The sequence below is a fragment of the Allomesorhizobium aridi genome, assembly GCF_043769475.1.
Classification (GTDB): domain Bacteria; phylum Pseudomonadota; class Alphaproteobacteria; order Rhizobiales; family Rhizobiaceae; genus Allomesorhizobium.
Window position 1 is genome coordinate 3860986 of the sequence record NZ_CP171729.1, and the last position, 25394, is coordinate 3886379.

A 25394-nucleotide genomic window follows, 5' to 3' on the forward strand; every position below is an offset into this window, starting at 1 on the left:
ATGTCGGACTTGCTCCTCTCGACCGAGTTCTGGTTCGGCGCCGCCGTGCTCGGCGCATACCAGTTCGCGAAGTTCAGCGAACTCAGTTCGCCGGACCCGGATTTCGCGGCGCGCTCCGCGCTGATTCCAAATCTGCGCGCCATCGACTTCGCCGGACGGCAGACCTATCTGGCTACGCTCGCGGCCTTCCTGGCCGCGACATTCGTCATCTATTTCATTCTGTGCAAAATATCTCCCACCATCCTGCTCGGTTGGGCTCAGGTATCCGGTGCGTCGCCGAGCGAGGACCTTGAGACGTTCGTCGGTTCCGTCAACTATCCTCTCTACATCGCGGCAGCATACATCGGCTTTACTCAGCCGGGCATTCCTTTGCTTTCCAATATCGGGAACGTGCAGCGGAACCTGTTCCATGCCTGGATGGGAGTCCCCAGCCGGGTCATGAGCGCATCGAGCTTCTTCGCCAACCAGATATTCACGCGGAGCCAGGATACGAAGCAGTTGGCCAGGGAGCTTCAGGTGTTGATCGGCGACGCCTGGGTGGAACGCATAGATGCTTACGCCGACTCGGAGTTCTACCGGGCTCACCTCGCTCGATTGAAGCTCGACGATGAAGCCGAGCTTCAGAAGGGAACGCGGCGGGAGCTGAAAATCCTCACGCGACAGCTCGTCGACGTGGCTTCGCTCGCGACCGTGCGGGAGAGCGGCGTAGCGTCCCTGGCCCGGTTGGCCGGCGACCTTCGCGTTTCCATGATTCCGAATCCCGGCTGGCCGAAGGCCTTTCTAGCGGGCGGCACTCTGTTCTTTGTCGGGATGACATTCTTGTGGAACCTTATTCCGGTATTTGACGGTCCGGCGGCCCGGTTCCTGAGCGCTGGAGCCAAGCACGATTTCTGGCCGAACAATCTTTCGTTCTCCGGTCAGTACCTCATATCGCAGGCTGGACCGATCTTTCTGGCCACCGGCTTTGCTTTGGCGGCGTGGGTGAGCGCCTTTGGCCGGGCACAGACGGCTACTGTGGACAAACCTCAGCCAATTGCCGGAATAGCTGCCCATTTCAGCCGCTACGCTGGCCTTTTTGCCTTCACGGTCATGGCCATAGTCCTCTTCGACATCTTCCAGGCATTCTTTGACTTCGGGGCATACAACAAAGGGAAGGCGAGTGGCTTCGTAGGCTTCATTCAGCTCAATCTGCCCTTCTACCTGCTTCACTCGTTTATATCCCTCTTCGTTTGCTTCGTGCTGCTGCGTTATATGGACGAGCGCACGCAGGGGAGGTGGAGGACTGCATCCACGATCTCGCTCCTGGTGGCGGGGGTGGCGTTGGCTGCGCTTTTCTACGCAGCGGCGCAGGTGCAGCACAATTTCAAAGTGCCATTTGGTCCCAATGGCGCGGACTTGGCCGTCCTGATGGTCGTCATCAACGTATCGGCGGCATTCATGGCATTCGCATGCGCTGCTCTGTGCAAACGTCAGGCAGAAACATCGCCGACGGTCCGCAGCGGGCAGGATCTGTCTCGAAGCCCGGTGATGGAGTTCGCGGGAGTCCATGTGGATCCTCCACTGGCTCCGGCTGTCCCGCCAGGCGAGTAGGCCGAACGCACACCAAGAGTTTTCGGGGGTATGGCTCTGGCCAGGACCTCAGTGATCGCGACCAATTCTGGAGGATGAGCTATGAGCCCTCTTATCGCAGTTGCTGCAACTCTGTTTCCCGAAATAATAAAGGCGATCGCAGGTGATCGCGCCGGGACGGTAGCAGATCGCGTCACCAGGGCGGTGACCGAGTCTGTCAAGACCAAGGATCCCGTCCAGGCACAACAGCAGTTGACCCAGAATCCGCAGGTTGCGGAGGGCCTGCGCGAGAAACTGGCGCAGATCGCTCTCGATGAGACCAAAGTTCGGCTCGACGATGAGCAGCGCCAGCGCGAAGCCGCGCTCGCGGATCTAAAGATTCGCGCCGAGTTTGAGAGTCAAAGGCGTCAAACGGAGCTCGACAGCCGTCGGGTCGACCGGGAGGACCGCAGCGGAGCGAGAATCCTGCAAAGAGACCTGAGCTCTGCGCAATCGCCTGTGGCGTGGGTTGCCCCAACCCTTTCCATGATAGTGACAGTCGGCTTCTTTGTAGTACTGGGTTTATTTATCTTCAACAAAAACAGTCTTGAATTGACTTCGCTGCCTGTTGTTCCTGCTGGTATGGGGCTTGCAAATTTAACCGACGTTCAATTTTCAACGATTGCTCCGGTACGCAGTGATTTTGTTCTTCAGATAATAAATATCTGTGTCGGCACGCTGACGGCGGCGTTTGCTACGGTAATGAGCTTCTGGCTCGGCTCCTCCCAGAGTTCTCGTTCCAAGGATGAACTCGTCGCCCAAATTCAGACCAGACAATCCGCTCAGGCCTCGGAAGTTCTCGACAGGGCGACGGACGTTGTCGTTCGGGGCAGCGTTGAACGACCGACCCCGAAGCAGGAGGCTCCAGACGAACAGCGCGACAGCGAACCCACCGGCGATCCCGCCAAGCCGGCCCCTTCCGGCCTGCTGGACGAACTTCTCCCGGGTCTGGTCAAGCCTCATCGCCATTTCCCTGACAGCGTCAGCTGGGCGCTTTCATTAAGGGGCATCTCGATCGAGGAAGCCCCCGCGCAGGGAACGCCAGGGAAGCCTACGACCGTCCGGACCATCTGGCAGCGTTATGGGGCGCTTTGCGCCGCGGCTGCAAAGCAGTACGGCGTACCCGTCGAATTGATCGTCGCAACAATCGCGACCGAGAGTTCCGGCGACCCGAATGCACGGCGGCCGGAACCGCGGATAAATGACGAGAGCGTCGGCTTGATGCAGACACTCGTAGCAACAGCCCGCAACGCGACCGGTCGAAAGAATTTGCGCAGCGACGACTTGTTCGACCCCCGGACCTCCATCGAAGCAGGGACAGCCTACATCGCCCAGCAGAGAAGCTCGACATGGTTCGATCCTCCTCTGGTTGCAGCCGCCTACAACGCCGGATCGCTGCGTCGCGACGAGGCAGACGCCAACCGCTGGAAGCTGGTCTGCCATCCTCGCGGGACCGGCAAGCACATAGACAAGTTCGTGGCCTGGTTCTCGGATTGCATGATTGTGGCGACGGAAGATGGTTGGGCGGCCGACCCGGCCGTGCCCAGTTTTGCGTCTGCCATGGGTGGCCAGAGCTCCGATATGGAACTGGCCGACTCCGCACCGCGCTCTGACCTTTCCCCGCTGGTCGACACCGCGGAACGTCAAAGGCTTTTTGGCGCCTTCACGTTTGTTGCCGATCCGAAACCCGGAAACAAGGAGAACATTCGGATCACAAACGACTGGCCGGAGAAGAACATCATCAAGGTCAGCATCCCGGTTAAATCCGTCCTTGGGCGGAACGGTCCGCTTGAGTTCGAATTCCACAGACTGGCTGCCGATCAACTGATCGCAATGTGGCTTCAGTGGGAGAAAGAAGGGCTTCTGGACCGCATCCTGACCTTTGATGGCTCGTTTGTGCCGCGCTTTATCCGCGGGAGCACACGTACCCTCAGCAATCATGCATTCGGAACGGCATTCGACATCAACGCTCAATTCAATCCGCTGGGCCAGGAGCCAGCGGAGATGGGAGCGAAAGGCTGCGTGCGAGAATTGGTTCCGATCGCCAATCGGTTCGGATTCGCCTGGGGCGGCCATTTCAACAAGCGGCCGGACGGGATGCACTTCGAAGTGGCCAGGATCATCCGGCCCAGCGAAATGGTATAGTCAATCGCGCTGGATTCGGGAGGCTGGCGTTCCAGTCTGAGGATATCGAGGATGGGAACGCCAGCCGAAGGGCTGCTCGGCGAGGAAGCGATGCCAAGAAACATTGTTGTTTTCGCGGATGGAACGGGACAGCGCGGCGGAATCTTTTTCGACGAAAACCGGAGCAACATCTACAAGCTCTTCCGGGCGACCCGATGTGGGCCTGAGTATTCGGTCAATCCCGCCGCACAGCTGGCCTTCTACGACCCCGGCGTCGGCACCGAACCAATCGAAGGCAATGTATTCCTCAGGCTGTTCCGCCGGCTCCACAACCTCATCAGCCAGGCAACCGGGCTGGGTCTGACCTTGAACATGATCCAGTGCTACGCAGCCATCATAAGGATGTGGAGGCCGGGAGACAGGATCTTTCTGTTCGGGTTCAGCCGTGGGGCATATACGGTCAGGGCGCTGGGCGGGGTGCTCACCTATTGCGGGGTGCCGACCCGAATGCCGGACGGCACGCCGCTCCTGCGCGATGAGACCTCGACCATCCGTATCGCAAGGGAGGCGGTAAAGGATGTCTACCAGTTCACAAGTTCAAGATACCGGGACAAAGCCACTCCCGAGCAGCTGATGCGCCTGGAACAGCGCGACCTGCTGGCCGCGCAATTCAGGGAGAAATACGGATCGGGCGACGGCGGCATGTCGAACACCGTTCCGTATTTCATCGGGGTATTCGATACGGTTGCTTCGCTGGCCAATCCGCAGGCGCTCGGCATGCTCGTAGCCTTGTCGGCCGCCATCCTCATGGCCGCTTCCTGGATACTGTCGTTCCTTGCCTTCTCCTTTCTTTGGTGGGCAGGAGTTCTGGGCGGCCTTGCCATTGTCCTCGCAGCGATTTGGTACACAGGCGAACACCTGAAGGCTCCCGGCCCCCTGCCGGGCTACAGGGCCCGGCAGACCAGGCACTGGACCGAATTCCGCATGCGGTTCCACGATTTCAAGCTGTCGTCGCGAGTCCCCTATGCCCGGCACGCGATCTCGATCGACGAGAACCGTGCCGAATTCAACCCGGTTCGGTGGATAGGCGACCAGGGAGTCGATGAAAACGGCGTCAGGAGATTTGGGCAGGTCTGGTTCGCCGGGAACCATTCCGATGTCGGGGGCAGCTATCCGGAAAACGATTCACGCCTTTCGGACACGGCGCTCAAATGGATGCTGGACGCCGCGACGGCCGTCGGACTGGTCCATGATCAAGCCTGGTTGAGCCTCTTCCCCGATGCAGCCGGCCCGCAGCATGACGAGAAAAGGAACGGTGTCCACAGGCACACCAAAACTCTGGTCCGCAAGGTCCGTCCCGATGCCGAGCTGCACCAATCCGTTATCGACCGCTTCGAGTTGCCCGAGGTGCTACAGTACAACACGCTGAAGCCTTATCGGCCCGAAGCGTTGAGGGACCATCAGCTGGTGAAGCGTCATTACAAAGCTTCCGGCGCCTCATGAACCCCTCAGACCAGCCGCCGCCGCCCATCGGACCCACCGGAACAGGCCTGGCTCATGGCTTCTTGCCCGCGTCCTGGTTCCGGAACGCCGCCTCGCCGACGTTGACGCTCTCGACCCACTTCTTGTCGGGCGCGGCGTTCGCGTCGTAGCTGTCGTGCCAGTTCCACCACTTGTAGGTCGGTGTCTGAGGATAGCCCTCCGGCGAATCCTCCCAGACCTCCTGCCGGCCAAGCGGCGTGATGTCGAGGTAGTTCCAGGTAATCCCCATCTGCTCGTCGCCGCGGTTGTTGATGAAGTAGGTGCGGAACACGCGGTCGCCGTCGCGGTAGAACACGTTGTGGCCGTGCCACTCGTCCACGCCGAAGTCTTTGTCGAAGTCATCCGTGATGGTGAACCACGGCATCTCCCAGCCCATCCGCGCCTTCAGCCGCGCGATGTCCGCCTGAGGCGCTCGGCTGACGAAGACAAGCGTGGTGTCACGAGCGTTCAAGTGGGCGAGGTGGGCGACATGGTCGGCTATCATTGAGCAGCCCCGGCAGGCGTGGTCGGGCCAGCCGAACACTCCCGGCTCGTAGAAGGCGCGGTAGATGATCAGCTGATGGCGTCCGTCGAACAGGTCGAGCAGGCTCTTTTTGCCCTCAGGTCCCTCGAACTCATACTCCTTCTCCACGGCCATCCATGGCATCCGCCGACGCTCGGCGGCCAACGCGTCGCGTGCGCGCGTCTGGGCCTTTTCCTTCACGAGCAGCTTCTCGCGGGCCGCCTCCCATTCCTGCGGCGACACCACCGGCGGTTTGTGCATGGCAGCCTGTCCGCCTTTTCTCTCGGCTGATGTAGTCATGGCTTTGAAACTCCTGATCCGGGCGAATTCCCGCGCCTCGTGGCTGAAGCGCGATTCCATTCGCTGCTCTCGTTGCTGGTCGTGAGATAGTGTGGCAGCGGAAATCGAACAGTGGGAGTAACAAGTGTGGCGGCATTCCGATGGAGTCGCTGATTACAGCCGCGGCGCGTGCGCTCGCAGCGGGTGATCCCCCGGCGTCTTGAACCGCGTGGCGTTTCGCGACAATGCTCCAGCGTTGGTCGTCATAGAGGATTCGCCCCCGTGCGCGGGAGCCACAGCATGTTGCGTTTACCTCTCCTCTACGGCGGGATGCGGCGTGCGGGCATAGGTTACGCATTCGTCGACGACAGTCGTGCAGAGCGCATTGCGGCCCCGTGGCAGATCATTGTCGCCGGCATAGGCGATATCGACGACCCGGCCGTTGGCAAAACGCACTTGGGCGTTGCAATAGCCGCCGGGAGCCACGTTCACCGAACCGCCGAGCCCCGGAAAGGCGCCCACGCCGACGGTGGGCAGGGCAACGCTCAAGCCGCCGCGATTGATCGCGCGTTCATAAGTCCAGATCTGGCCGGACTCGATGTCGACCGTACGCGATGGGAAGCCGGCACACATTCGTATGTCGACCTCGCTGAGGCCGAGCAATGCCGTGCGCGCAACGGCCACGGTTGCAGCCTCCTTGTCGGCACACGAAGACAGTGCGGCAACGCCGGTGAAGAGGGCCAACAGGGCGGAAGTTCGAACATGGCAAAAGATCATCCTGTACGCCCCGGCCTTTTTGCTGGTTTTCACTTGATCCGATCCGCGGAAGCGAACCGCCGGTGGGCGAGGCCGAACCGGCAACTCAGAATAGAGAGGTGGCGTGAGGGCGCGCAGTTTCAACCCGGCCGGCGACCTTAATCGTCTCCTGCGGTGGGAAATGCCGAGCCGGATGGCGGTCTTGCCTGATGTGGGTTGCGCTGCTTCTCATCGTCCTGCCGGCGTCGTCTCCCGGGTGCCGGACCCAAGAACGAGCGGGTAAAGGCGCATCGCATAATGCCAGGTCGCAAGGCTCGTGCGGGTGACGGCAAACGTCAAGACTGATCGGCCGACGCCTTGATGAAATCGATAAATGCACGCAGCGGCGCCGGCACGAGACGCCGTCCGGGATAGTAGAGGAACGGCCCCGAGAAGTCCTGCCACCAGGGTTCCAGGACGGGTTCCAGGGCGCCGCTGTCAATATGCGGACGCAGCCAGTCCTCAAACAGCTTCACGATGCCAACGCCGGCGATCGCTGCATCGACGGCGAGATCGGCTGCTCCGCCAAGCCCTACGATCAGCGGCCCCGTTGGATCGACCCGCACCACCTCGCCGTCGCGCTCGAACTCCCATGGCGTCGTCAGAGCACCGCTGGGAAAGCGGCCGAGCAAGCAGGCATGGCCGAGCAGATCGCGAGGGTGTTCGGGCCGGCCGCGACGATCGAGGTAAGCCGCGGATGCGGCGGTGGCGAAGCGCTGGACGCGCGGCCCGATCGGCACCGCGATCATGTCCTGTTCCAGCCGCTCCTCGTAACGGATGCCGGCGTCGCATCCGGCCGCCAGCACGTCGACGAAACTCTCCTCGGCGAGCACCTCCAGCCGGATGCCGGGATAGGCGGCGAGGAACGGCGGAACGATGCCGGGCAGCACTAGCCGCGCCGCGCTGACCGAGACGTTCAGGCGCAACGAGCCTGCCGGCCGATCGCGAAAGCCATTCACCACGTCGAGTGCCGACTCCACCTCGGTCAACGCCGGGCCAAGCCGCTCCAGCAGGCCATGACCGGCTTCCGTCAGGACGACGCTGCGTGTCGTCCGGTTGAGCAGCCTGAGGCCGAGCTGCGCCTCAAGGCGACGAACCGCCTCGCTCAAGCCTGACGCGCTGGCTCCACTCTGGCGTGCGCCGTCGCGGAAGCCCTTGGCGCGCGCCACCGCCACGAAAGCGTTCAGGTCACCCAGATCGACATTCATTGTTCGTCACTTCGCACAGCCTGTGCCGATTGTAGCTAGTTATCGTGCGCCCGAGCAACGCCTATCTGCGCCTTGTCTGACAAGGGAAAAGATCATGACCAGCATCGACCAATCCGAAACCTTCGCCCTCGGCGATCTCCAGGTAAAACGGCTCGGCTACGGCGCCATGCAGCTCGCAGGACCTGGCGTATTCGGTCCGCCTAAGGATCGCGACGCGGCATTGGCCGTGTTGCGTGAGGCAGTCGCAAAAGGGGTGAACCATATCGACACCAGCGACTTCTACGGCCCGCACGTAACTAACCGGCTGATCCGCGAGGCGCTCGCGCCCTATCCCGACGATCTCGTCATCGTCACCAAGATCGGCGGGCGGCGCGGCGCGGACGGATCGTGGCTCCCGGCCTTCTCGCCCGAAGAACTGAACCAGGCGGTGCACGACAATCTGCGCAATCTCAGCCTCGACGTGCTGGACGTGGTCAATCTTCGCCTCATGTTCGACCCCTACGTCCCCGCCGAAGGGTCGATCGAGGCGCTGCTCACGCCTCTGGCCGAGCTTCAGCGGCAGGGTCTGGTACGCCATATCGGGCTGAGCAACGTCACGCCCACGCAGATCACGGAAGGACGCAAGATCGCTGAGATCGTCTGCGTGCAGAACCAGTATAATCTGGCGCATCGGGCCGATGACGCCCTGATTGACGATCTTGCCCGCGACGGCATCGCCTATGTGCCGTACTTTCCGCTCGGCGGGTTCAACCCGCTGCAATCGTCCATCCTGTCCGACGTCGCCGCACGCCTCGGCGTCACGCCCGTGCAGGTCGCGCTTGCCTGGCTGCTTCGCCGCGCACCGAACATCCTGCTGATCCCCGGCACTTCCTCTGTCATGCATCTGCGGGAAAATCTCGCCGCGACCGAACTCGATCTGCCGAACGATGCGCTCGACACACTGGATGGCATCGCGACAAGCATCGCCGCCTGAAGGGCGGACTAAAAGTTGTTAGCGATCCGCTTGCTTCGCAAAATTGTGGCGTAGCGGGCGGTTCGCAATCGGGCGGAAAGCTGAGAGCGTGGTGGTGCTTGGAACTGTCCGTTTTCCAGCCCGATCCGGTCCTTTGCTCTCTTGGGCATGATTGAGCGGCTGATGCACGCGGAACTAAGGAATGCCGCCTCGTAACGGGAAAGCACGCTGAGCCTTCTCGAATTGAAATACGCGGGTGAGGCGGCTTGAGACCGCCCGGTTCACCATTCCGCTCATTTTCGTCCTTTCCTTTTCGCTTCCGGAGCCACCTCGTCATGTCCGGCTGCAAAGGAGCCCGCGAGCGCCTTCATCTCGTGTTCGTCGAGCGTCTCCTTCTCCAGCAGGCGCCTGGCCGAGCGCTCCAGCACGTCCCGCCTTTCGCGCAAAAGAGAGACGGTGCGGTCGAAGGTTTCGTCGACGATCTTGCGCACCTCCTCGTCGACGGCGGCGGCCGTGGTCTCCGAATACTGCCGCTCTTCGGGACCCGGCGAAAGCTGGTTCGGCGTCAGCAGCGACCGCCGGTCCCGATCGAGCGCCACATGCCCCAGCCGGTCCGTCATGCCATAGCGTGTCACGATGGCGCGCGCGATGTCGGTCACTTTCGCGAGGTCGTCGGCCGCCCCCGTCGACAGATGGCCGTAAACGATCCACTCCGCGGCCCGGCCCCCCAGCAGCACCGACATCTTGTTCTCGAGCTCTTCGCGCGTCATCAGGAAGCGGTCTTCGGTCGGGCGCTGGATGGTGTAGCCAAGCGCCCCGATTCCGCGCGGTATGATCGAGACCTTGTGCACCGTGTCGACGCCGGGCAGCGCCATTGCGATCAGCGCATGGCCCATCTCGTGGTAGGCGACGATCTCGCGTTCCCTGGGATTGAGCAGCCGGTTGCGTTTCTCCAGACCCGCGACGATCCGCTCTATCGCATTGTTGAAATCGTCGAGCGCCACGGCGTCAGCTCTGCGGCGCGTGGCCAGCAGCGTCGCTTCGTTGACGAGGTTGGCGAGATCGGCGCCCGTGAAGCCGGGCGTCAATGCGGCGATTTTCTCGGCATCCACGTCCGAAGCGAGTTTCGCCTTCTTCAGGTGCACATCGAGTATCTGGATTCGCCCCGTCTTGTCGGGACGGTCGACCAGGACCTGCCGGTCGAAGCGGCCCGCACGCAGCAATGCCGGATCCAGAATCTCCGGCCGGTTGGTTGCGGCGAGCAGCACCAGGCCGGTCGAGGAATCGAAGCCGTCCAGTTCGACCAGGAGCTGGTTCAGCGTCTGCTCCTTCTCGTCATGGCCGCCGGCAAGCGGACCAATCCCGCGGGCGCGGCCGAGCGCGTCCAGCTCGTCGATGAAGATGATCGCGGGCGCCCTGGCGCGCGCCTGCTCGAACAGGTCTCGCACACGCGCCGCGCCGACGCCCACGAACATCTCTACGAATTCGGAGCCGGAGATCGAAAAGAACGGCACGCTGGCCTCGCCGGCAACCGCCTTCGACAGCAGCGTCTTGCCCGTCCCCGGCGGGCCTACAAGCAGAACGCCCTTGGGCATTCGCCCGCCAAGGCGGCCATAGCCGGACGGATCCTTCAGGAATTCGACGATCTCCTTGAGCTCGTCCTTGGCCTCGTCGACGCCCGCCACGTCGTCGAAAGTGACGCCGGTATTCGATTCGACATAGATCCTGGCCTTGCTCTTGCCGATCTGCATCAGGCCGCCGCCCATGCCGCCGCCCGCGCGCCGGAGAAGGTATATCCAGACGCCGGCAAAGAGCGCGACCGGAACCACCCAGGAGAGGAGATCGCGCAGGAACGTGCTCTCGATCTGGCCCGTGACAACCACGCCGTGCTGCTGCAATTCGCGCGCCAGACCCGGCTCGACGCGCGTTGTGACGAACATGGACCGGCCTTCCAGCGGCTCCTTGAACCGGCCTTGTATGAAATTGTCGGAAACGGCGACCTCGGCGATGCGCCCTTCGCGCATGAGCGTCTCGAACTCGCTGTATGGAATCTGCGCCACCTGCTGGGCCGTGGTGAAGAAATACTGGAACAGCAGCAATCCGAAAAAAGCGGCAACCCAGTACCATAGGTTGAACCGCGTCTTCCTGTTCAGGTCCATGGCAAGCCCTATCCGACAGGTTCATCGCCACGCCAGGAGCGGGGCCAGTCGGCCTCTCCTGCGGGGAGGTCATGTGTTGGATGTAGCGTACCAAGGGAAAAAGGCAGGCCCCGTTGCCGGGCCTGCCTTTAACGGTCAGGCGCTTCCGCTCAAACGGCTTCGGGCGGGATCACGCCTTTGGTGAAGAGGAAGCAGCCGTAGAAACGGGTTTCGCCGGTGGTGATCACGCAATAGGCGTTCTTGGCTTCCTCGTAGAAGGCGAAGCGCTCGATTCCATACATAGGCGCCGGCTTGCCCTCGGCGCGGTCGACCTCCGCCTGCACTTCCTTCTGGACCGGGAGAACCTCGTCCGGCGCGCCCATGACCTCCATGCGGCCGGCGGAGGGCTGCAGGGGCGTGTCCAGCGGCATCACCGAAAGGATGGCCTTGACGGCGCGCGCCGCCGAAACGTTGTCGATGCTGAGCAGCTTGCCGAGCCGGGTCTGGCGGGCGATGGAATCGGAAGGAAAATTGGTGTCGGAAACGACAAGCGTGTCGCCGTGACCCATGGAACGCAGCGCGTGCAGCACATCCGCATTCAAGGCCGGATCGATATTCTTGAGCATTAAAGTCCTCCCAATATAGTCATTTCCGCGGCAAATCGGCCACGGAGCGCATTTGGAAACCGCGGGCCCTGGCCATTCCCCGTCGCGGCCGACGTCGTCCGGGTAATATCCCGCCGGAACGGCCGAGTCTCCCTATTCGCCGTAGGGAATCCAGACATTCTTCACGTCGACGGCGCGGCGCAGGAACAGCGTGCCTTCAGCCGCTGTCCTGTCCATCCAGTCGGTCGCCTTGCCGTAGTCGACGAAGGTCCGCTTCAAATTGCCCGCCGACAGCTTTTCCGCCATCGTCGAAAGTTCGGCCGTTCCGAACGCCCACAGCGCATCGACGTCGTTGTGCGCGGCGAGCGTCTTGGCCAATTCGTCGGCCGAGCCGGTGACGATGTTGATGACGCCGGCCGGAACGTCCGACGTTTCGAGGATCGAGTAGAAGTCCGTGGCGGCCAGCGGATGCGGCTCGCTGGGAACAGCCACGACACGGTTTCCGGTGGCGATCAGTGGCGCGACAAGGCTTATGAACCCCAGCAGCGGCGCCTCCGGCGGACAGATCACGCCGACCACGCCCTGCGGCTCCGGCATGGCCAGCGCCACGCCCCGGAGCGGCGGCAGGTGCACCGCGCCTTCGAATTTGTCGGCCCATGCGCCGTAGCTGAACAGGCGCGAGATCGACGCATCGACCTCCGCCCGCGCGCCGGCAACGGACGCGCCGGTCATGGCGGCGATGCGGCCGGCGAACTCGTCGGCGCGGGCGCTCAGATTCTCGGCGATATAGTAGAGGATCTGCGCGCGATTGTGGGGCGTGGCGCTCGCCCAGCCGGAGGCGCTGCGCGCGGCCGCGACGGCGTTGCGGATATCCTTGCGGTTTCCCTCGCCCACTTCGCCCAGAACCTTGCCCTTGGCCGAGACGATGGCGCGGGAATAATTGCCGTCCGGCCTGGCCTGCTTGCCGCCAATGAACAGTTTCGCCGTCCGGTCCAGCGTTGGAACGGCAAAATCTCCGGCCACAGGCTTCAACTGCGGAACGCTGGCGGCGACGCGCGGCTTGCGGCCGATCCAGGCCTTCGGCTTCAGGTACTCGTAGCAGCCTTCGCGCCCGCCCTCGCGGCCGAAGCCTGATTCGCGCTTGCCCCCGAAGCCGACGGCTGCATCGAAGAGATTGGTGGCGTTCACCCAGACGACACCCGCCGCCAGTTGCGCCGCAACGTTGAGCGCAAGGCCGATCGTCTCGCTCCAGATGCTCGCGGAGAGGCCGTAGCGTGAATGGTTGGCCAGTTGCACCGCCTCTTCGGGCGTGCGGAAGGTCATGGATACAGCGACCGGGCCGAAGATTTCCTCCGTGGCGACAATCGATGTCGACTGGACGCCGGAAAGCAGCGTCGGCGGAAAGAAGCTGCCGCCCGTGGGCAGTTCGATTTTCGCCTGATGCAGGGTCGCCCCTTCGGAAACGCCTTTGCGGACCAGCCTCTCAATGCGGTCCAGTTGCACCGGCGCCACGATCGCACCCATGTCGATGCACTTGTCCAGCGGCTGCCCGACGCGCAGCGTCTGCATGCGGCGCTTCAGCCGCTGGTGGAAGAGATCGGCGACGCCTTCCTGGACCAGAAGCCGCGATCCGGCGCAGCAGACCTGGCCCTGGTTGAACCAGATGGCGTCGACAACGCCCTCGACCGCGCCGTCTATGTCGGCGTCGTCGAAAACGATGAACGGCGACTTGCCGCCGAGTTCGAGCGTCAGCGACTTTCCGCTGCCCGCTGTGCGTTCCCGGATGATGCGGCCGACCTCCGTCGATCCGGTAAAGGCGATCTTGTCGATGTCAGGATGATCGACGATCAGCGCCCCAGTCTCGCCCTCGCCGGTCACCACGTTCAGCACGCCGGCGGGAAGGCCGGCCGCCACCGCGAGTTCGGCGAAGAGAAGTGCCGTCAGCGAAGTGAATTCGGCGGGCTTCAACACGACCGTGTTGCCGAGCGCCAGCGCCGGCGCGATCTTCCAGGCAAGCATAAGGAACGGGAAATTCCACGGAATGATCTGGCCGACCACGCCGACCGGAACCTGGTCGGCGAACTCGGTTTCCTGTAGCTGCGCCCAGCCAGCATGATGGTAGAAATGCCGCGCCGCCAGCGGGACGTCGATGTCGCGCGTTTCGCGGATCGGCTTGCCGTTGTCGAGCGCCTCGACTACGGCGATCAGCCGCCCGTGGCGCTGGATCATCCGGGCGAGCGCATAGAGATGGCGCGCCCGGGCATGGCCAGGCAGCTTCGCCCATGCTCCCTGCGCCTTGCGGGCCGCGGCGACGGCCCTGTCGACATCGGCGCTCTCGCCGGCCGCGATCCTTGCCAGCACGGCGCCGGTGGCGGGTTCGTAGGTTTCGAAGCTCTTGCCTGACGCGGAAGGTGCGAAAGCGCCGTTGATGAAGTGGCCGAACTCAGACTTGTGCCGCGCCAGCCATGCCCGCGCTTCGGTGTCGGCCTCCGGCGCCGGACCATACGACATTTCGTCGAAATATTCTGCGACAGTCATCTCGGTCATCCGATCGGGTGTCTGTTGAAGGCCGAATAGGCACCAGTTGCGTGATGCTCGAGCTGGCGCTCGATATCGGCGAGCAAGCTCGACGCGCCGACGCGGAAAAGGTCCGGCTCCAGCCATTCGCGGCCAAGCTCGTCCTTCATCAGGAACTGGTAGTTCAGAATGTCCTTCGCCGTGGAAATGCCGCCGGCCGGCTTGTAGCCAATCTTGAAGCCAGTGCGCTCCTCGTAGGCGCGGATCGCCCTCAGCATGGTGAGCGTGACCAACAGCGTGGCGTTGACCCCTTCCTTGCCTGTCGAGGTTTTGATGAAGTCGGCACCGGCCATCATGCAGACCTGCGATGCCTTGGCGATGTTGCGCAGCGTCTTCAGGTCGCCGGTCGCCAGAATGGCTTTCACATGGGCGTCGCCGCAGGCCGCGCGGTAGTCCCGCATTTCATGGTAGAGCGCCTTCCAGTTTCCCGTCAGCACATGCTCACGGGTGATGACGATGTCGATCTCGCGGGCGCCGTCGGCGACGGACGCCTCGATCTCGCGCAGCTTCACGTCATGCGGCGCAAGGCCGGCGGGAAAGCCGGTCGAGACCGCGGCGACCGGTATGCCGGACGAGCCCAGCGCCTCGATGGCAGTCGCCACGAACCGGTGGTAAACGCAGACTGCGCCGGTGGTGATGGAGCGGCCTCCCATGCCGAGCGCTTCCAGGATATCGTGCCGCACCGGCGACATCGCCTTGGCGCAAAGCCGCTTCACGCGCTCAGGCGTGTCGTCGCCGCTCAGCGTCGTCAGGTCGATGCAGGTCACGGCCTTGAGAAGCCACGCCGCCTGCGCATCCTTCTTGACGGTCCGGCGTCCGGGCAGACTCGCGACGCGCCGTTCGCTCGCGGAAAGATTGACCCGCGTGTCCAGCACCCAGGAGAGGTCGAGATCCATCGCCTCGTTGCGCGGCCATCCGTTGAACCCGGGGATGGCATGGCCGGCCGCGCCGGCGACCGCCAAGCGGCGGGGTTCGTCAAGCGCTGCGTGTCTTGCGGCTTTTTCCAAGCTGGCTCTCCCTGGCCGATCAGAACCTATTGCGCGGGCGGCGTAAAGAGCATCCGCCGGATCGGCATTCTTGAGGGCCTTGTACGCCAGCGTGTGACCCTTATTCCACCATTTTGTTCGATCGGCCGAGCATCGCCGCGACTTCCGCGCACACAGCAAGGTCGGCCACCCCCGCGATTGGCACGAGCGGCGCACGCACCCGAGACCAGACGGCATCGCCGCTCTGGACGGCCATGATCGCCTTGATCGCCGGCACCACCGGAAGCGCGAGCAGGCGCTCCAGCACGGCGTCGGTCAGCGGATCGTCCTCGCCGCGGGTCAGCTTCGCCACCAGCTTCGGCGCCAGATTGGCGACGCCGCTGATCGCGCCGCTGGCGCCGCCCCGCACCGCCTTGGCGAGGTGGCCCTCATGGCCGACAAGGATGGCGAGATCCCGGTGCTCGGCAAGAAACGCGACGGTCTGCTCCCAGTCGCCGCTCGAATCCTTCACGCCCGCGATAGCCTGCGGAAAGGCGCGGCGGAGCCTGCCGACCAGGTCCGCGCCGATGCGGACACCGGTGAGCGACGGGATGTTATAGAGGATGATGTCGCGGCAGTCCGGGCCTGCGATTTCAAAGACCTCGCTGTACCAGCAATAGATGCCCTCGTCCGCCGGCTGCTTGAAATAGAAGGGCGGCGTGAGCAGGATTCCGCCGCAGCCGGCAGCCAGCGAGCGCCGTACATGCTCGCCGGCCTCCTGCGAGGACGGGCCATAGACGCATTCGACCAGACGACCGGCCTCGATGCCGGCTGCGGCCATGCGCTCATAGAGCGGAGCGCGTGCGGAGGCGGCTATCGAAACACCTTCGCCCGTCGTGCCGAAGGCGGTCACCACCTTCATCCCGCTGTCGAGCAGACGCCGGGCATGGGCGGCAAACCGCGCCCAGTCGATGTTTCCTGCTTCGTCGAAGGGCGTCACGAGCGCGGCGCTGATGCCGATCTTTTCACGCATCGGATGGGATTCTGGCAATGGGAAGACCTTTGTTCAGGCGGTTTCGAGGAGCAGTTTGCGGAGCACGCCGAGATCGGCCGGAAATTTGCCGGTGAAAATGCGGAACGCGTCGATGCCCTGGTGGAAGAACAGTTCGTAGCCGCTGAGCACAGTCAGGCCCGCGGCTTCCGCCTCCTGCTTGAACTGCGTTTCGACCGGCGTGTAGACGGCGTCGAAGGCCCAGCGCTGCTCACCGAGCAGTTCGGCCGAAACGGGCGAGCCAGGATAGCCGACCATGCCAACCGGCGTGCAGTTGACGATGCCGTCCGCGCTGGGCAGCACCGCCGAAACATCGCTGCCGAAGCCCGTCGCGATCCTGCCGCGGCCGGCGTCGCGGACGGTCGCGGCGAGCGACTCCGCCTTGCCGGGCTGCGTGTCGACGACGGTCAGTTCCTCCGCCCCGAGCGCGATCAGCCCGAAGGCGACCGCCTTGCCGACGCCGCCGGCCCCTACCATCACGACCCTGCCCGGCGCCATGTCGCCGAAGGCCTGGCGGTAAGCCGCGATAAAGCCGGTATAGTCGGTGTTGTGGCCCTTCGCGCCGCCCTCTTCGAAAACCACCGTATTGGCCGCGCCGATGCGGTGGACCAGCGGATCTTCGATCGTCACCCTGCCGGCGGCCGTCTCCTTGTAGGGATAAGTGATGTTCACCCCCCGCAGGCCGCTGTCGCGGCAGGCGTCGAAGACGGCGTCGAAATCCTTGCCCAGATCGCGCGGGATGAACAGGTCGTAGCTGACGTCCAGGCCGGAAAGCCGGCCTGCCAGGCGGTGGAGATCGGGCGAGCGCGAGCGCTTGATGTTGTCGCCGATCAGGCCGAGCCTGACGCGGCCGGGATGGTTCCCGGCCGATATGTCGCCGCGCGTCTCGGTCACCCCTGGTACCCGAATTGACGGGGCAGCCACAGCACCAGTTCGGGAAACAGGATCAGCAGCACCAGGGAGACCAGCAGCGCGAAAAAGAACGGCACGCCTTCGCGCACGATATTCTTGACCGGAATCCCGGTCGCCCCGTTGATGACGAAGAGCAGCATGCCGTAGGGCGGCGTGATCAGCCCGATCATGCAGTTGACGACCGTCACGACCCCGAAATGCACGAGGTCGATGCCGAGCACGCGGCAGGCCGGCACGAACAGCGGAACGATGACCAGGATGATCGTCGAGGCGTCGAGCACGCAGCCGAGAAGCAGGAAAAGTATGTTTGCGAAGACCAGGAACGAAAGCGGTGGCAGGTCGAGATAGGCGATGAGCCCCGCGATCGAATTCGGCACGTTCTCGGCGGCTACGATGTAGTTGAAGATCAGGGCGCTGCCGATGACGAGACCAACGGACGCAGATGAGCGCGCGCTTTCGGAAAACACGTTGTAGAGCGATTGCCAGGTCACCGCCCGGTAGAGCAGCGCCGCGAGCAGAAGCGCATAAGCGGCGGCGATGGCGGCGGCCTCCGTCGGCGTGGTCGCGCCGCCATAGATGCCAGCAAGCAGGATGACCGGCATCAGCAGCGCCGGCAGCGCCCTGAAGGTGATGCCCGGCAGCTTGCCCACCGGCACCACCTCCTCGGCCGGAATGCCGCGCTTGTGCGCCAGCCTGGAGGTTATCGCCATCAGCGACACGGTCATGAGAAGGCCGGGTACGACGCCGCCGAGGAACAAATAGCCGATCGAGGCGTCGGAAACGAGCGCGTACATGACCATCGGGATCGACGGCGGGATGATCGGCCCGATCGTGGCCGAAGCCGCCACCACCGCGCCGGCGAAGCCCGGTGCATAGTGGCCGCTCTTGATCATCATATTGATCGTGACCTTGCCGACGCCCGCCGCATCCGCAACCGCCGAGCCCGACATGCCGGAGAAGATCAGGCTGACGAGAATGTCGACCTGCGCCAGCCCGCCCCGGAACCGCCCAACAGCCGCCTTGCAGAATTCGAGCAGCCTGTCGCTGATCGTGCCTTCGTTCATGATGTTCGCCGCAACGATGAACAGCGGCACGGCGAGGATGATGAAGCTGTCGTAGATGCCCTGGATTATCTGCTCGGCGGCAAGCCCCATGTCCTGGCCGGCGACCGCGAGATAGACGACGGCCGCGACGATCATCGAATGCGCGATGGGGGCGCCGATGCCGGCGAGCAGGAACAGGACAAGCAGGCAAAGCTGGAACGCGAAGCTCATATCGTGGGCACCTCTTCATGATCGGCCAGGCTGCCGCCGCGGAGGAGGTGCACGACCCGCAGGGCGCTGCGGACGATCACGGCGAGCGCGAAAAGCGCATAGACGCTGAAGACGACATCGAGCCTAATGCCCAGCGTCGCGCTTTTCTTGATCTTGTAGAAGGTGATGTAGTCGAGCGAAGCCGGGAACGACGCCAGGAATCCGGCGAACAGGGCCGCTGCCGACACGAGGGCGAAGATCCGCCGCGTGCGATAGCCGACCCAGTGGTAGATCACGTCGAACTTGACCTGGTCGCGTTCGTCCAGGACGAAAGCCGAACCCCAGAACACCAGCCACAGCCAGGTGGTCAGGCACACTTCCTGCGTCCAGCCAAGCGGGTTGTTGAAGACGTAGCGGGAGACAATCTGGACCAGGAAGGCCAGGAACATGGCGGCGAGAAGCCCCGTCGCCACGTTGTCTGCCCGCGCCCTCAGCCAGCGGAGGGTTGCCGACATCGCTCGACGTCCCCGTCAGAGGGCGTTGATCTTGTCGACCATGCCTTCCGGCCAGTCCTTGGCGAATTCCGACTCCAGATAGGCCTTCTGCACATGGGTGCGGAAAGCCTCTACATCGGGCGTATAGACCTTCAGCCCTTGGTCCTTGAAGAACTGCTCGAGCTCGGCTTCGAGCTTGAGCTGGCGCTGCCGGCCGAGTTCAGCCGCATCGTCCGCCGCCTTCTGCACCGTCGCCTGCTGCTCAGGCGTGAGTGCATCCCAGACCTTCTTGGAGAAGGCGAGATAGTTCAGGTCGACCAGGTGGCTGGTCAGCACGATCTGCTTGGTGACTTCGTGGAATTTGGAATCCTTGACCGAAGGCAGCGGGTTGTCCTGGCCGTCGACGGCGCCGGTCTGCAGCGCGGTGTAGATCTCGGTGAAAGCGATCGGCACCGGATTGGCGCCAAGCGCGGAGCCCAGGAACTGCCAGGCGTCCGTGCCGGGCATCCGCAGCTTGATGCCGGCCATGTCGGCCGGGGTCTTGATCTCCTTGTCGACGCGGAGATTGACCTGGCGCCGGCCGAGATACATCACCGTCAGCAGCTTGACGCCGAGTTCGTCCTCGACCTTCTTCTTCATCGGCTCCATGAAATCGGCCGCGAACACCCGCTTCTGGTGCTCGGCGTCGCGATGCAGGTAGCCGGCGGTGAAGATCGAGAATTCCGGAAAGATCGTCGCCAGTTCCTGCGCCGACGTGATGGACATTTCGAGATTGCCGCGGGCGATGGCTTCGAGTTCGGTCCCCTGCTTGAACAGGGCCGCGTTCCAGTGCGGCTCGAAGGAGGCAAAACCGGCCACGGCGGGGCCGAAAACCTCGGTCAGCGCGACGGCGCGCTGGTCGGTCGGGGTGGCTGGCGCCGAGAGGCGCAGCGTGATCTTGTCCTGGGCGAAAGCGTGGCCTGCCGAGAGGCCGAAGACGCCTGCGGCAATGGCGAGGCCGGACGCGCCGAGAAATTTGCGGCGATCGATTCTGTTGGTCATGCTGATTCCTCCCTGAATGGCATGTATGCTGGCTACTCGCGCCAGGCGCAGGCGGCCAGAACGGCAACAATTGCACAGCCCCCTTACCAGTTCAACCCACAGACTCGTAGACATCATACATTTCCCGTTTTATATGACGAACCGCAGGCTTGCGGCCTAAGGTAGGAGGATTTGGTGTGCTTGCTTTCGTAGTTGTGCCGGCTCGTTCCGATGGCTGAGACCGGCGAACGACAAGTCCGCAGGAAGGCCCGTCTGGTGGTCATGGGCGCGGGCCTGATCGGCAAGAGACATATCGAACATGTGGCGCGAGAGGCCGAGCTGGCGGCGGTAGTCGACCCCTCTCCTGCTGCCCGTGAGATCGCGGAAGCGCACGGGGCGCCGTGGTTTCCGAGCCTCGCGGCGCTGCTGGACGATCGCTGCCCCGACGGCGTGATCATCGCCACACCCAATCAGCTTCACATCGAAAACGGGATGGAATGCGTGGCGGCAGGGCTCCCGATGCTGATCGAGAAGCCGATCGCCGACGATGTCGCCTCGGCGGAAACCCTGGTCGCGAGGGCCGAAGAGGCCGGCGTCCCGATCCTCGTCGGCCATCATCGCCGCCACAACCCGCTGATCCGCCGCGCCAGGGAAGAAATCCAGTCCGGCCGCATCGGCACGGTGATCGCGGTTCATGGCATGTGCTGGTTCTGCAAGCCGGACGATTATTTCGACGTGCAATGGCGGCGGCAGCCGGGCGCGGGTCCGGTCTTCCTCAACCTGATCCACGACATAGATCTTTTGCGCTACCTGTGCGGCGATGTCGTCTCGGTCCAGGCGCTCGAATCCAATGCGATCCGCGGAAATCCCGTCGAGGAGACAGCGGGCATCCTGCTGCGCTTTCGGAACGGCGCGATCGGAACCGTCACCGTGTCCGACGCGATCGTCGCGCCCTGGAGCTGGGAGCTGACGGCGATGGAAAACCCCGCCTACCCGCGCACGGGCCAGTCCTGCTACATGATCGGCGGCACGCATGGCTCACTGTCCATTCCCGACCTCGGCATCTGGCGAAATCCGGGCAAGAGAAGCTGGTGGGAACCGATCGAGCGGCAGTCGGTCGCGTACGGGACTGACGACCCCCTGGCGCTTCAAATCAGGCATTTCGCCGATGTGGCGCTGGGGCGCGCTAGCCCGCTCGTCTCGGGCCGCGAAGGCCTGGAGACGCTGAGGGTCATCGCCGCCGTGAAGGAGGCGGCGCGGCGCGGCGGGCCGGTCGAGATCGGCTAGGCGTTCAAAGATTTCGGCCTTTACGCTCCTCGGCGGGAGAAGCCCGGCAGTCAGCCGGCGAGGCCATGCTGGACGCCGGCCTCCACATGCCGGCGCAGCACCTCCTGCGCGGTCGCCGCGTCGCGTTTCAGCGCGGCGTCGAGCATCTGCCGATGCTCGTCGGCGGCGATCTGACCGCGGAAGGTAAGCGAGATCATCTGGTAGCGCAGATATTTGTCGAATACGGCCGCGTGGGTTTCCATCAGCACCCGAGAGCCGCAGGCCGAAATCAGCGCCTGATGAAACTCCCAGTCGTAGCGTTTCCAGTCCTTGGTCACCGATCGGTCGCCGCCGATCATCCGGAGTTCCATCTGGTGGAGCTTGTGGTGCGCAGCGACGACGCGGCCTTCCCAGTCCATGTCGCCCGCGGCGAAGGAGAGTTCGAGCGCGTAGCATTCGAGCAGTTGGCGAAGCGCCGCGACCTCCTTCAGGTTTTCGGCCGAAACCGGCGCGACTTCGAAGCCGCGCTGTCCTTCGGCGACCACCAGCCCTTCCGAAGCCAGGCGATTGAGGATTTCGCGAAGCGTCGAAACGCTCGCGCCGTAGCGGCTCTTCAGGCGGTCGAGCTTGAGCTTTTCGTCCGGTGCGAGCCGGCCGAAAAGTATGTCCGTCCTGATCTCGCGATAGGCGGTCTCGGCAATCGTAAGATTCGGATGTTCGTTCATCCGCTCGATATGCCATAAATTCCGGAAAATGTCATAGGTTTTGCAATCCGGCCTCGATGGAGGCCAGATCATGTAACCCGCGTTCGGAACCGTGCCTCCGAGCTAGAAGACGATCGTCTTGTGGCCGTTGAGCATGACGCGGGTTTCAAGATGCAGCTTGACCGCCCGCGCCAGCACCCTGCTTTCGATGTCGCGGCCGACCGCCACGAAATCGTCCGCGCTCATCGAATGCGTCACGCGCTCGGTTTCCTGGTCGATGATCGGCCCTTCGTCGAGGTCCGGCGTAACATAGTGCGCGGTTGCGCCGATCAGCTTGACGCCCCGCTCGAACGCCTGGTGGTAGGGCTTGGCGCCCTTGAAGCTCGGCAGGAACGAGTGGTGGATGTTGATCGCCCGGCCGTACAGGCGCTTGGAGAGCGCGTTCGAAAAGACCTGCATGTAGCGGGCGAGCACCACCAGTTCGGCGCCAGTCTCGCGGACCAGCGCGAGCAGCTTCTCCTCTTGCTCGGCCTTGTTGTCCTTGCTGACCGGCCAGCAATGATACGGGACGCCGTCCAGTTCGGCGTTCCGCCGGCTATCTTCATGGTTGGAGACGATCGCCGCGACCTCGGCGTTCAGCCATCCGACCCTGATCTGGTAGAGGATGTGCAGCAGCGCGTGGTCGAACTTCGACACCAGGACGACGATCTTCGGCCGCCGGCCTTGATCGACCAGCGTAGCCTTCATGCCGAAGCGCTCGATCGGCGATTTCAGCGCACGTTCGATGTCGTCCTTGGCCGCGCCGGCCGGCGCCGCGAATGCGATCCGCATGAAGAAGCGGTTCGTCTGGCGGTCCCAGAACTGGTTGCTCTCGGCGATATTGCCGCCCATGGCTGCAAGTTCGGTGGTGACGCCGGCCACGATGCCGGGGCGGTCGTCGCAGGAAAGGCTGAGTACGTAGATTTGATCCGCCACGGCGTGGTTCCTTGTGATGGGTAACTGTATGGGCGTTCATGCAGCTCGGCAGGCCCTCTGCCGCGAAATCGCGGCACGCCTGCCCGGCATATGATCGCAATTCTGGCCCAATACGTCGCCGTCGAAAAGATACCGGCAGTCGCAGCCGGCTATCGGGGATGGAGCCATGGACGAACCGGGCAGAATCCTGTCTTCGATATCCATCTGCCCGGCGAACATCCAGTCAGCTCCGCCATAAATCCGTCGAAGGCGATAAAGAATCGCCACGATTTTTGTTGACTGCTTTCGGGCCGCCGGACAATGGGATCGGCATCCGCGCCGGTCAGCCACCGGGCAGTCGGGAATAGGGAGGAACAAGGTGCCGGCTGCTCGAACGCCTTCGTTTGCACTCAACCACATGGTTGCGCCCTCGCTTCGCCCGGACGCCTTCTTCGCGCTGTGCCGGAAGGTGGGAGCGCCGCAGGCGGAAATCCGCAACGACCTCGCCGGCAATGCCATCGTCGACGGCACGCCCGCCGCCGAGATCGGCAGCCAGGCGCGCGACGCCGGGGTGTCGCTGATCAGCATCAACGCGCTGCAGCGCTTCAACGAATGGACGCCGGCCCTCGAGGCCGAGGCGGTGGAACTTGCCGACTATGCCCAGACCGCCGGAGCGGCGGCTCTGGTCCTCGTTCCGGTCAATGACGGTTCCGGACGCGCAGATGGCGAGCGCCAGCGGAACATCAGGACCGCGCTCCGCGCCCTGAAGCCTATCCTGCGCGACCGGGGAGTGCTCGGCCTGGTCGAGCCGCTGGGCTTCGCCGCCTGCTCCCTGCGCTCCAAGCAGGAGGCGGCGGACGCGGTCGCCGACATCGACGGCACCGGCACCTTCAAGCTGGTGCACGACACGTTTCATCACCACCTTGCCGGCGAGCCCGCGGTTTTCCCCGAGCTGACCGGCCTCGTTCATATTTCCGGCGTCGCCGACAGGAACCTGCCGATCGATGGCATGCGTGATGCGCATCGCGGGCTCGTCGACGAAGACGACCGCCTCGACAATATCGGCCAGATCCGCGCCTTGCTGAGCGCGGGCTATGCCGGCCCGCTCTCCTTCGAGCCGTTCTCGCCGGCTGTGCATGCGCTCGAATATCCCGCGCGAGCGCTCGCCGACAGCATCGCTTTCATTCGAGCCCGGCTGTAAGAGACCGTTTGAGAATTCGCTCCGGCGAGGCAGATAGCGTGGTTTTCGAGAACCGGAGCGCAGCGGACATTTGGGTCCGTGAGCACCGGAAGCGGAGAAAACTGCGTCAGGTGCCCGCCCGAGTAGAATTATCAAACGGTCTCTAAGACGCATTCGACATTTGCCATAATTGTTCATGAGGTGAGGGAATGACACTTGGATTTGCACTGCTGGGCGCCGGGCGCATCGGCAAGGTTCATGCGAAGGCGGTGGGATCGAACCCGCAGGCGCGGTTGGTAGCCGTAGCGGATGCTTTCGAAAAGGCGGCCAGCGATCTCGCGGCGGCCTATGGCGCGGAAGTGCGCTCCATCGACGAGATCGAGGAATCGCCGGACATCGATGCGGTCGTCATCTGCACGCCGACCGACACCCATGCCGACCTGATCGAGCGCTTCGCCGCGGCAGGCAAGGCGGTGTTCTGCGAAAAGCCGATCGACCTTGACGTAAAGCGGGTCAAGGAATGCCTCGCCGTGGTCGAAAAGACCGGCGCGACGCTGATGGTCGGCTTCAACCGCCGCTTCGACCCGCATTTCATGGCCGTCCGCAAGGCGATCGACGACGGCGCCATTGGCAAGGTCGAGATGGTTACCATCACCTCGCGCGACCCGGGCCCGCCGCCTCACGATTACATCACCCGCTCGGGCGGCATTTTCCGCGACATGACCATCCACGATTTCGATATGGCGCGCTTCCTGCTCGGCGAAGAGCCGGTCTCGGTGTCGGCGCATGCCTCGGTGCTCGTCGACAAGAAGATCGGCGAGCTCGGCGACTTCGACAGCGTCAGCGTCATCCTGGCGACTGCATCGGGCAAGCAGTGCATCATCTCAAATTCGCGCCGCGCCACCTACGGCTACGACCAGCGCATCGAGGTGCACGGCTCGGAAGGCATGATCGCCGCCGAAAATCAGCGCCCCGTGTCCATCGAAATCGCCAACGGCAAGGGCTATACGCGCCCGCCGCTGCACGATTTTTTCATGACCCGCTATCTCGACGCCTACGCCAACGAGATCGCGAGTTTCATCGCCGCGGTGAATTCCCACGCCAAGGCTTCTCCAAGCGGCCAGGACGGGCTCGTGGCGCTGACGCTTGCCGAGGCCGCATTGAGGTCGGCGAAGGAAGGCAAAACCATCCAGGTCAAGGATATCGGCTGAGCGATCGGCAGGCCGCCGCCCGGCGTATACGCGCGGCGGTTGCGGCTGCCCGGC

Annotated in this window: 21 protein-coding genes; 7 read left to right on the plus strand and 14 right to left on the minus strand. The window is 63.6% G+C overall.

Annotated features, from left to right (window positions below; translation table 11 throughout):
- The 3 genes from ACG873_RS21005 to ACG873_RS21015 all read left to right on the plus strand — a co-directional run bounded on the left by ACG873_RS21005 (window position 1) and on the right by ACG873_RS21015 (window position 5235).
- Window positions 1-1590, plus strand: coding sequence for a hypothetical protein (locus ACG873_RS21005; RefSeq protein WP_394887294.1), 1590 nt, complete (start codon window positions 1-3; stop codon window positions 1588-1590).
- Between the two features lie 81 nt (window positions 1591-1671).
- A complete protein-coding gene (locus ACG873_RS21010; protein WP_394887296.1) occupies window positions 1672-3753 on the plus strand; it encodes a transglycosylase SLT domain-containing protein in 2082 nt (693 codons plus the stop codon).
- A 51-nt stretch (window positions 3754-3804) separates the two neighbouring features.
- Window positions 3805-5235 (plus strand): DUF2235 domain-containing protein, encoded by a 1431-nt coding sequence (locus ACG873_RS21015; RefSeq protein ID WP_394887297.1) that lies wholly within the window; start codon window positions 3805-3807, stop codon window positions 5233-5235.
- A gap of 52 nt (window positions 5236-5287) precedes the next feature.
- On the opposite strand, the gene ACG873_RS21020 is transcribed toward ACG873_RS21015, so the two are convergent.
- From ACG873_RS21020 to ACG873_RS21030, 3 genes are all read right to left on the minus strand, one after another.
- On the minus strand, window positions 5288-6076 hold the full coding sequence (locus ACG873_RS21020) for a DUF899 domain-containing protein (RefSeq protein ID WP_394887299.1): 789 nt from the start codon (window positions 6074-6076) through the stop codon (window positions 5288-5290).
- Between the two features lie 288 nt (window positions 6077-6364).
- A complete protein-coding gene (locus ACG873_RS21025; protein WP_394887300.1) occupies window positions 6365-6739 on the minus strand; it encodes a hypothetical protein in 375 nt (124 codons plus the stop codon).
- 407 nt (window positions 6740-7146) lie between these two features.
- Window positions 7147-8058: a LysR family transcriptional regulator gene (locus ACG873_RS21030; protein ID WP_394887302.1), complete on the minus strand. Its 912-nt coding sequence runs from the start codon at window positions 8056-8058 to the stop codon at window positions 7147-7149.
- A gap of 94 nt (window positions 8059-8152) precedes the next feature.
- Here ACG873_RS21030 and ACG873_RS21035 point away from each other — a divergent pair, with 94 nt between their 5' ends.
- A complete protein-coding gene (locus ACG873_RS21035) occupies window positions 8153-9031 on the plus strand; it encodes an aldo/keto reductase family oxidoreductase (RefSeq protein ID WP_394887304.1) in 879 nt (292 codons plus the stop codon).
- Between the two features lie 272 nt (window positions 9032-9303).
- Here ACG873_RS21035 and ftsH read toward each other — a convergent pair whose 3' ends face one another.
- The 9 genes from ftsH to ACG873_RS21080 form a co-directional block, all read right to left on the minus strand.
- Window positions 9304-11169, minus strand: coding sequence for an ATP-dependent zinc metalloprotease FtsH (ftsH, locus tag ACG873_RS21040; protein WP_394887306.1), 1866 nt, complete (start codon window positions 11167-11169; stop codon window positions 9304-9306).
- Between the two features lie 149 nt (window positions 11170-11318).
- Window positions 11319-11774, minus strand: a complete 456-nt coding sequence (locus ACG873_RS21045) for an RbsD/FucU family protein (protein ID WP_394887308.1) — start codon at window positions 11772-11774, stop codon at window positions 11319-11321.
- A gap of 132 nt (window positions 11775-11906) precedes the next feature.
- A complete protein-coding gene (locus tag ACG873_RS21050) occupies window positions 11907-14291 on the minus strand; it encodes an aldehyde dehydrogenase family protein (RefSeq protein ID WP_394887309.1) in 2385 nt (794 codons plus the stop codon).
- A gap of 5 nt (window positions 14292-14296) precedes the next feature.
- Window positions 14297-15226 (minus strand): deoxyribose-phosphate aldolase, encoded by a 930-nt coding sequence (gene deoC / locus ACG873_RS21055; protein WP_394893628.1) that lies wholly within the window; start codon window positions 15224-15226, stop codon window positions 14297-14299.
- Between the two features lie 211 nt (window positions 15227-15437).
- Window positions 15438-16328 (minus strand): dihydrodipicolinate synthase family protein, encoded by an 891-nt coding sequence (locus tag ACG873_RS21060; RefSeq protein ID WP_394887311.1) that lies wholly within the window; start codon window positions 16326-16328, stop codon window positions 15438-15440.
- 33 nt (window positions 16329-16361) lie between these two features.
- The gene (locus ACG873_RS21065) at window positions 16362-17240 is read right to left on the minus strand and encodes a shikimate dehydrogenase family protein (protein ID WP_394887313.1); all 879 of its coding nucleotides are present in this window, start codon (window positions 17238-17240) and stop codon (window positions 16362-16364) included.
- Complete coding sequence (locus ACG873_RS21070) at window positions 17237-18532, minus strand: TRAP transporter large permease (RefSeq protein WP_394887315.1); 1296 nt, start codon at window positions 18530-18532, stop codon at window positions 17237-17239. The genes ACG873_RS21065 and ACG873_RS21070 overlap by 4 nt, the downstream gene beginning before the upstream one ends.
- Window positions 18529-19026, minus strand: coding sequence for a TRAP transporter small permease (locus ACG873_RS21075; protein ID WP_394887317.1), 498 nt, complete (start codon window positions 19024-19026; stop codon window positions 18529-18531). Before ACG873_RS21075 ends, ACG873_RS21070 begins: the two co-directional genes overlap by 4 nt.
- Before the next feature lie 15 nt (window positions 19027-19041).
- Window positions 19042-20046, minus strand: a complete 1005-nt coding sequence (locus ACG873_RS21080) for a sialic acid TRAP transporter substrate-binding protein SiaP (protein WP_394887319.1) — start codon at window positions 20044-20046, stop codon at window positions 19042-19044.
- A 210-nt stretch (window positions 20047-20256) separates the two neighbouring features.
- On the opposite strand from ACG873_RS21080, the gene ACG873_RS21085 reads away from it, so the two are divergent.
- Window positions 20257-21312, plus strand: coding sequence for a Gfo/Idh/MocA family protein (locus ACG873_RS21085; RefSeq protein ID WP_394887321.1), 1056 nt, complete (start codon window positions 20257-20259; stop codon window positions 21310-21312).
- A 50-nt stretch (window positions 21313-21362) separates the two neighbouring features.
- Here ACG873_RS21085 and ACG873_RS21090 read toward each other — a convergent pair whose 3' ends face one another.
- Entirely contained in the window at window positions 21363-22016 is a 654-nt protein-coding gene (locus ACG873_RS21090) for a GntR family transcriptional regulator (RefSeq protein WP_394887323.1), read from the minus strand.
- 102 nt (window positions 22017-22118) lie between these two features.
- Window positions 22119-22970, minus strand: coding sequence for a formyltetrahydrofolate deformylase (gene purU / locus ACG873_RS21095; RefSeq protein WP_394887325.1), 852 nt, complete (start codon window positions 22968-22970; stop codon window positions 22119-22121).
- 397 nt (window positions 22971-23367) lie between these two features.
- On the opposite strand from purU, the gene ACG873_RS21100 reads away from it, so the two are divergent.
- Together ACG873_RS21100 and iolG are read left to right on the plus strand one after the other, a co-directional pair.
- Entirely contained in the window at window positions 23368-24150 is a 783-nt protein-coding gene (locus ACG873_RS21100; RefSeq protein WP_394893630.1) for a TIM barrel protein, read from the plus strand.
- A 188-nt stretch (window positions 24151-24338) separates the two neighbouring features.
- Window positions 24339-25340 (plus strand): inositol 2-dehydrogenase, encoded by a 1002-nt coding sequence (iolG, locus tag ACG873_RS21105; RefSeq protein ID WP_394887327.1) that lies wholly within the window; start codon window positions 24339-24341, stop codon window positions 25338-25340.
- Window positions 25341-25394: the final 54 nt, after the last annotated feature.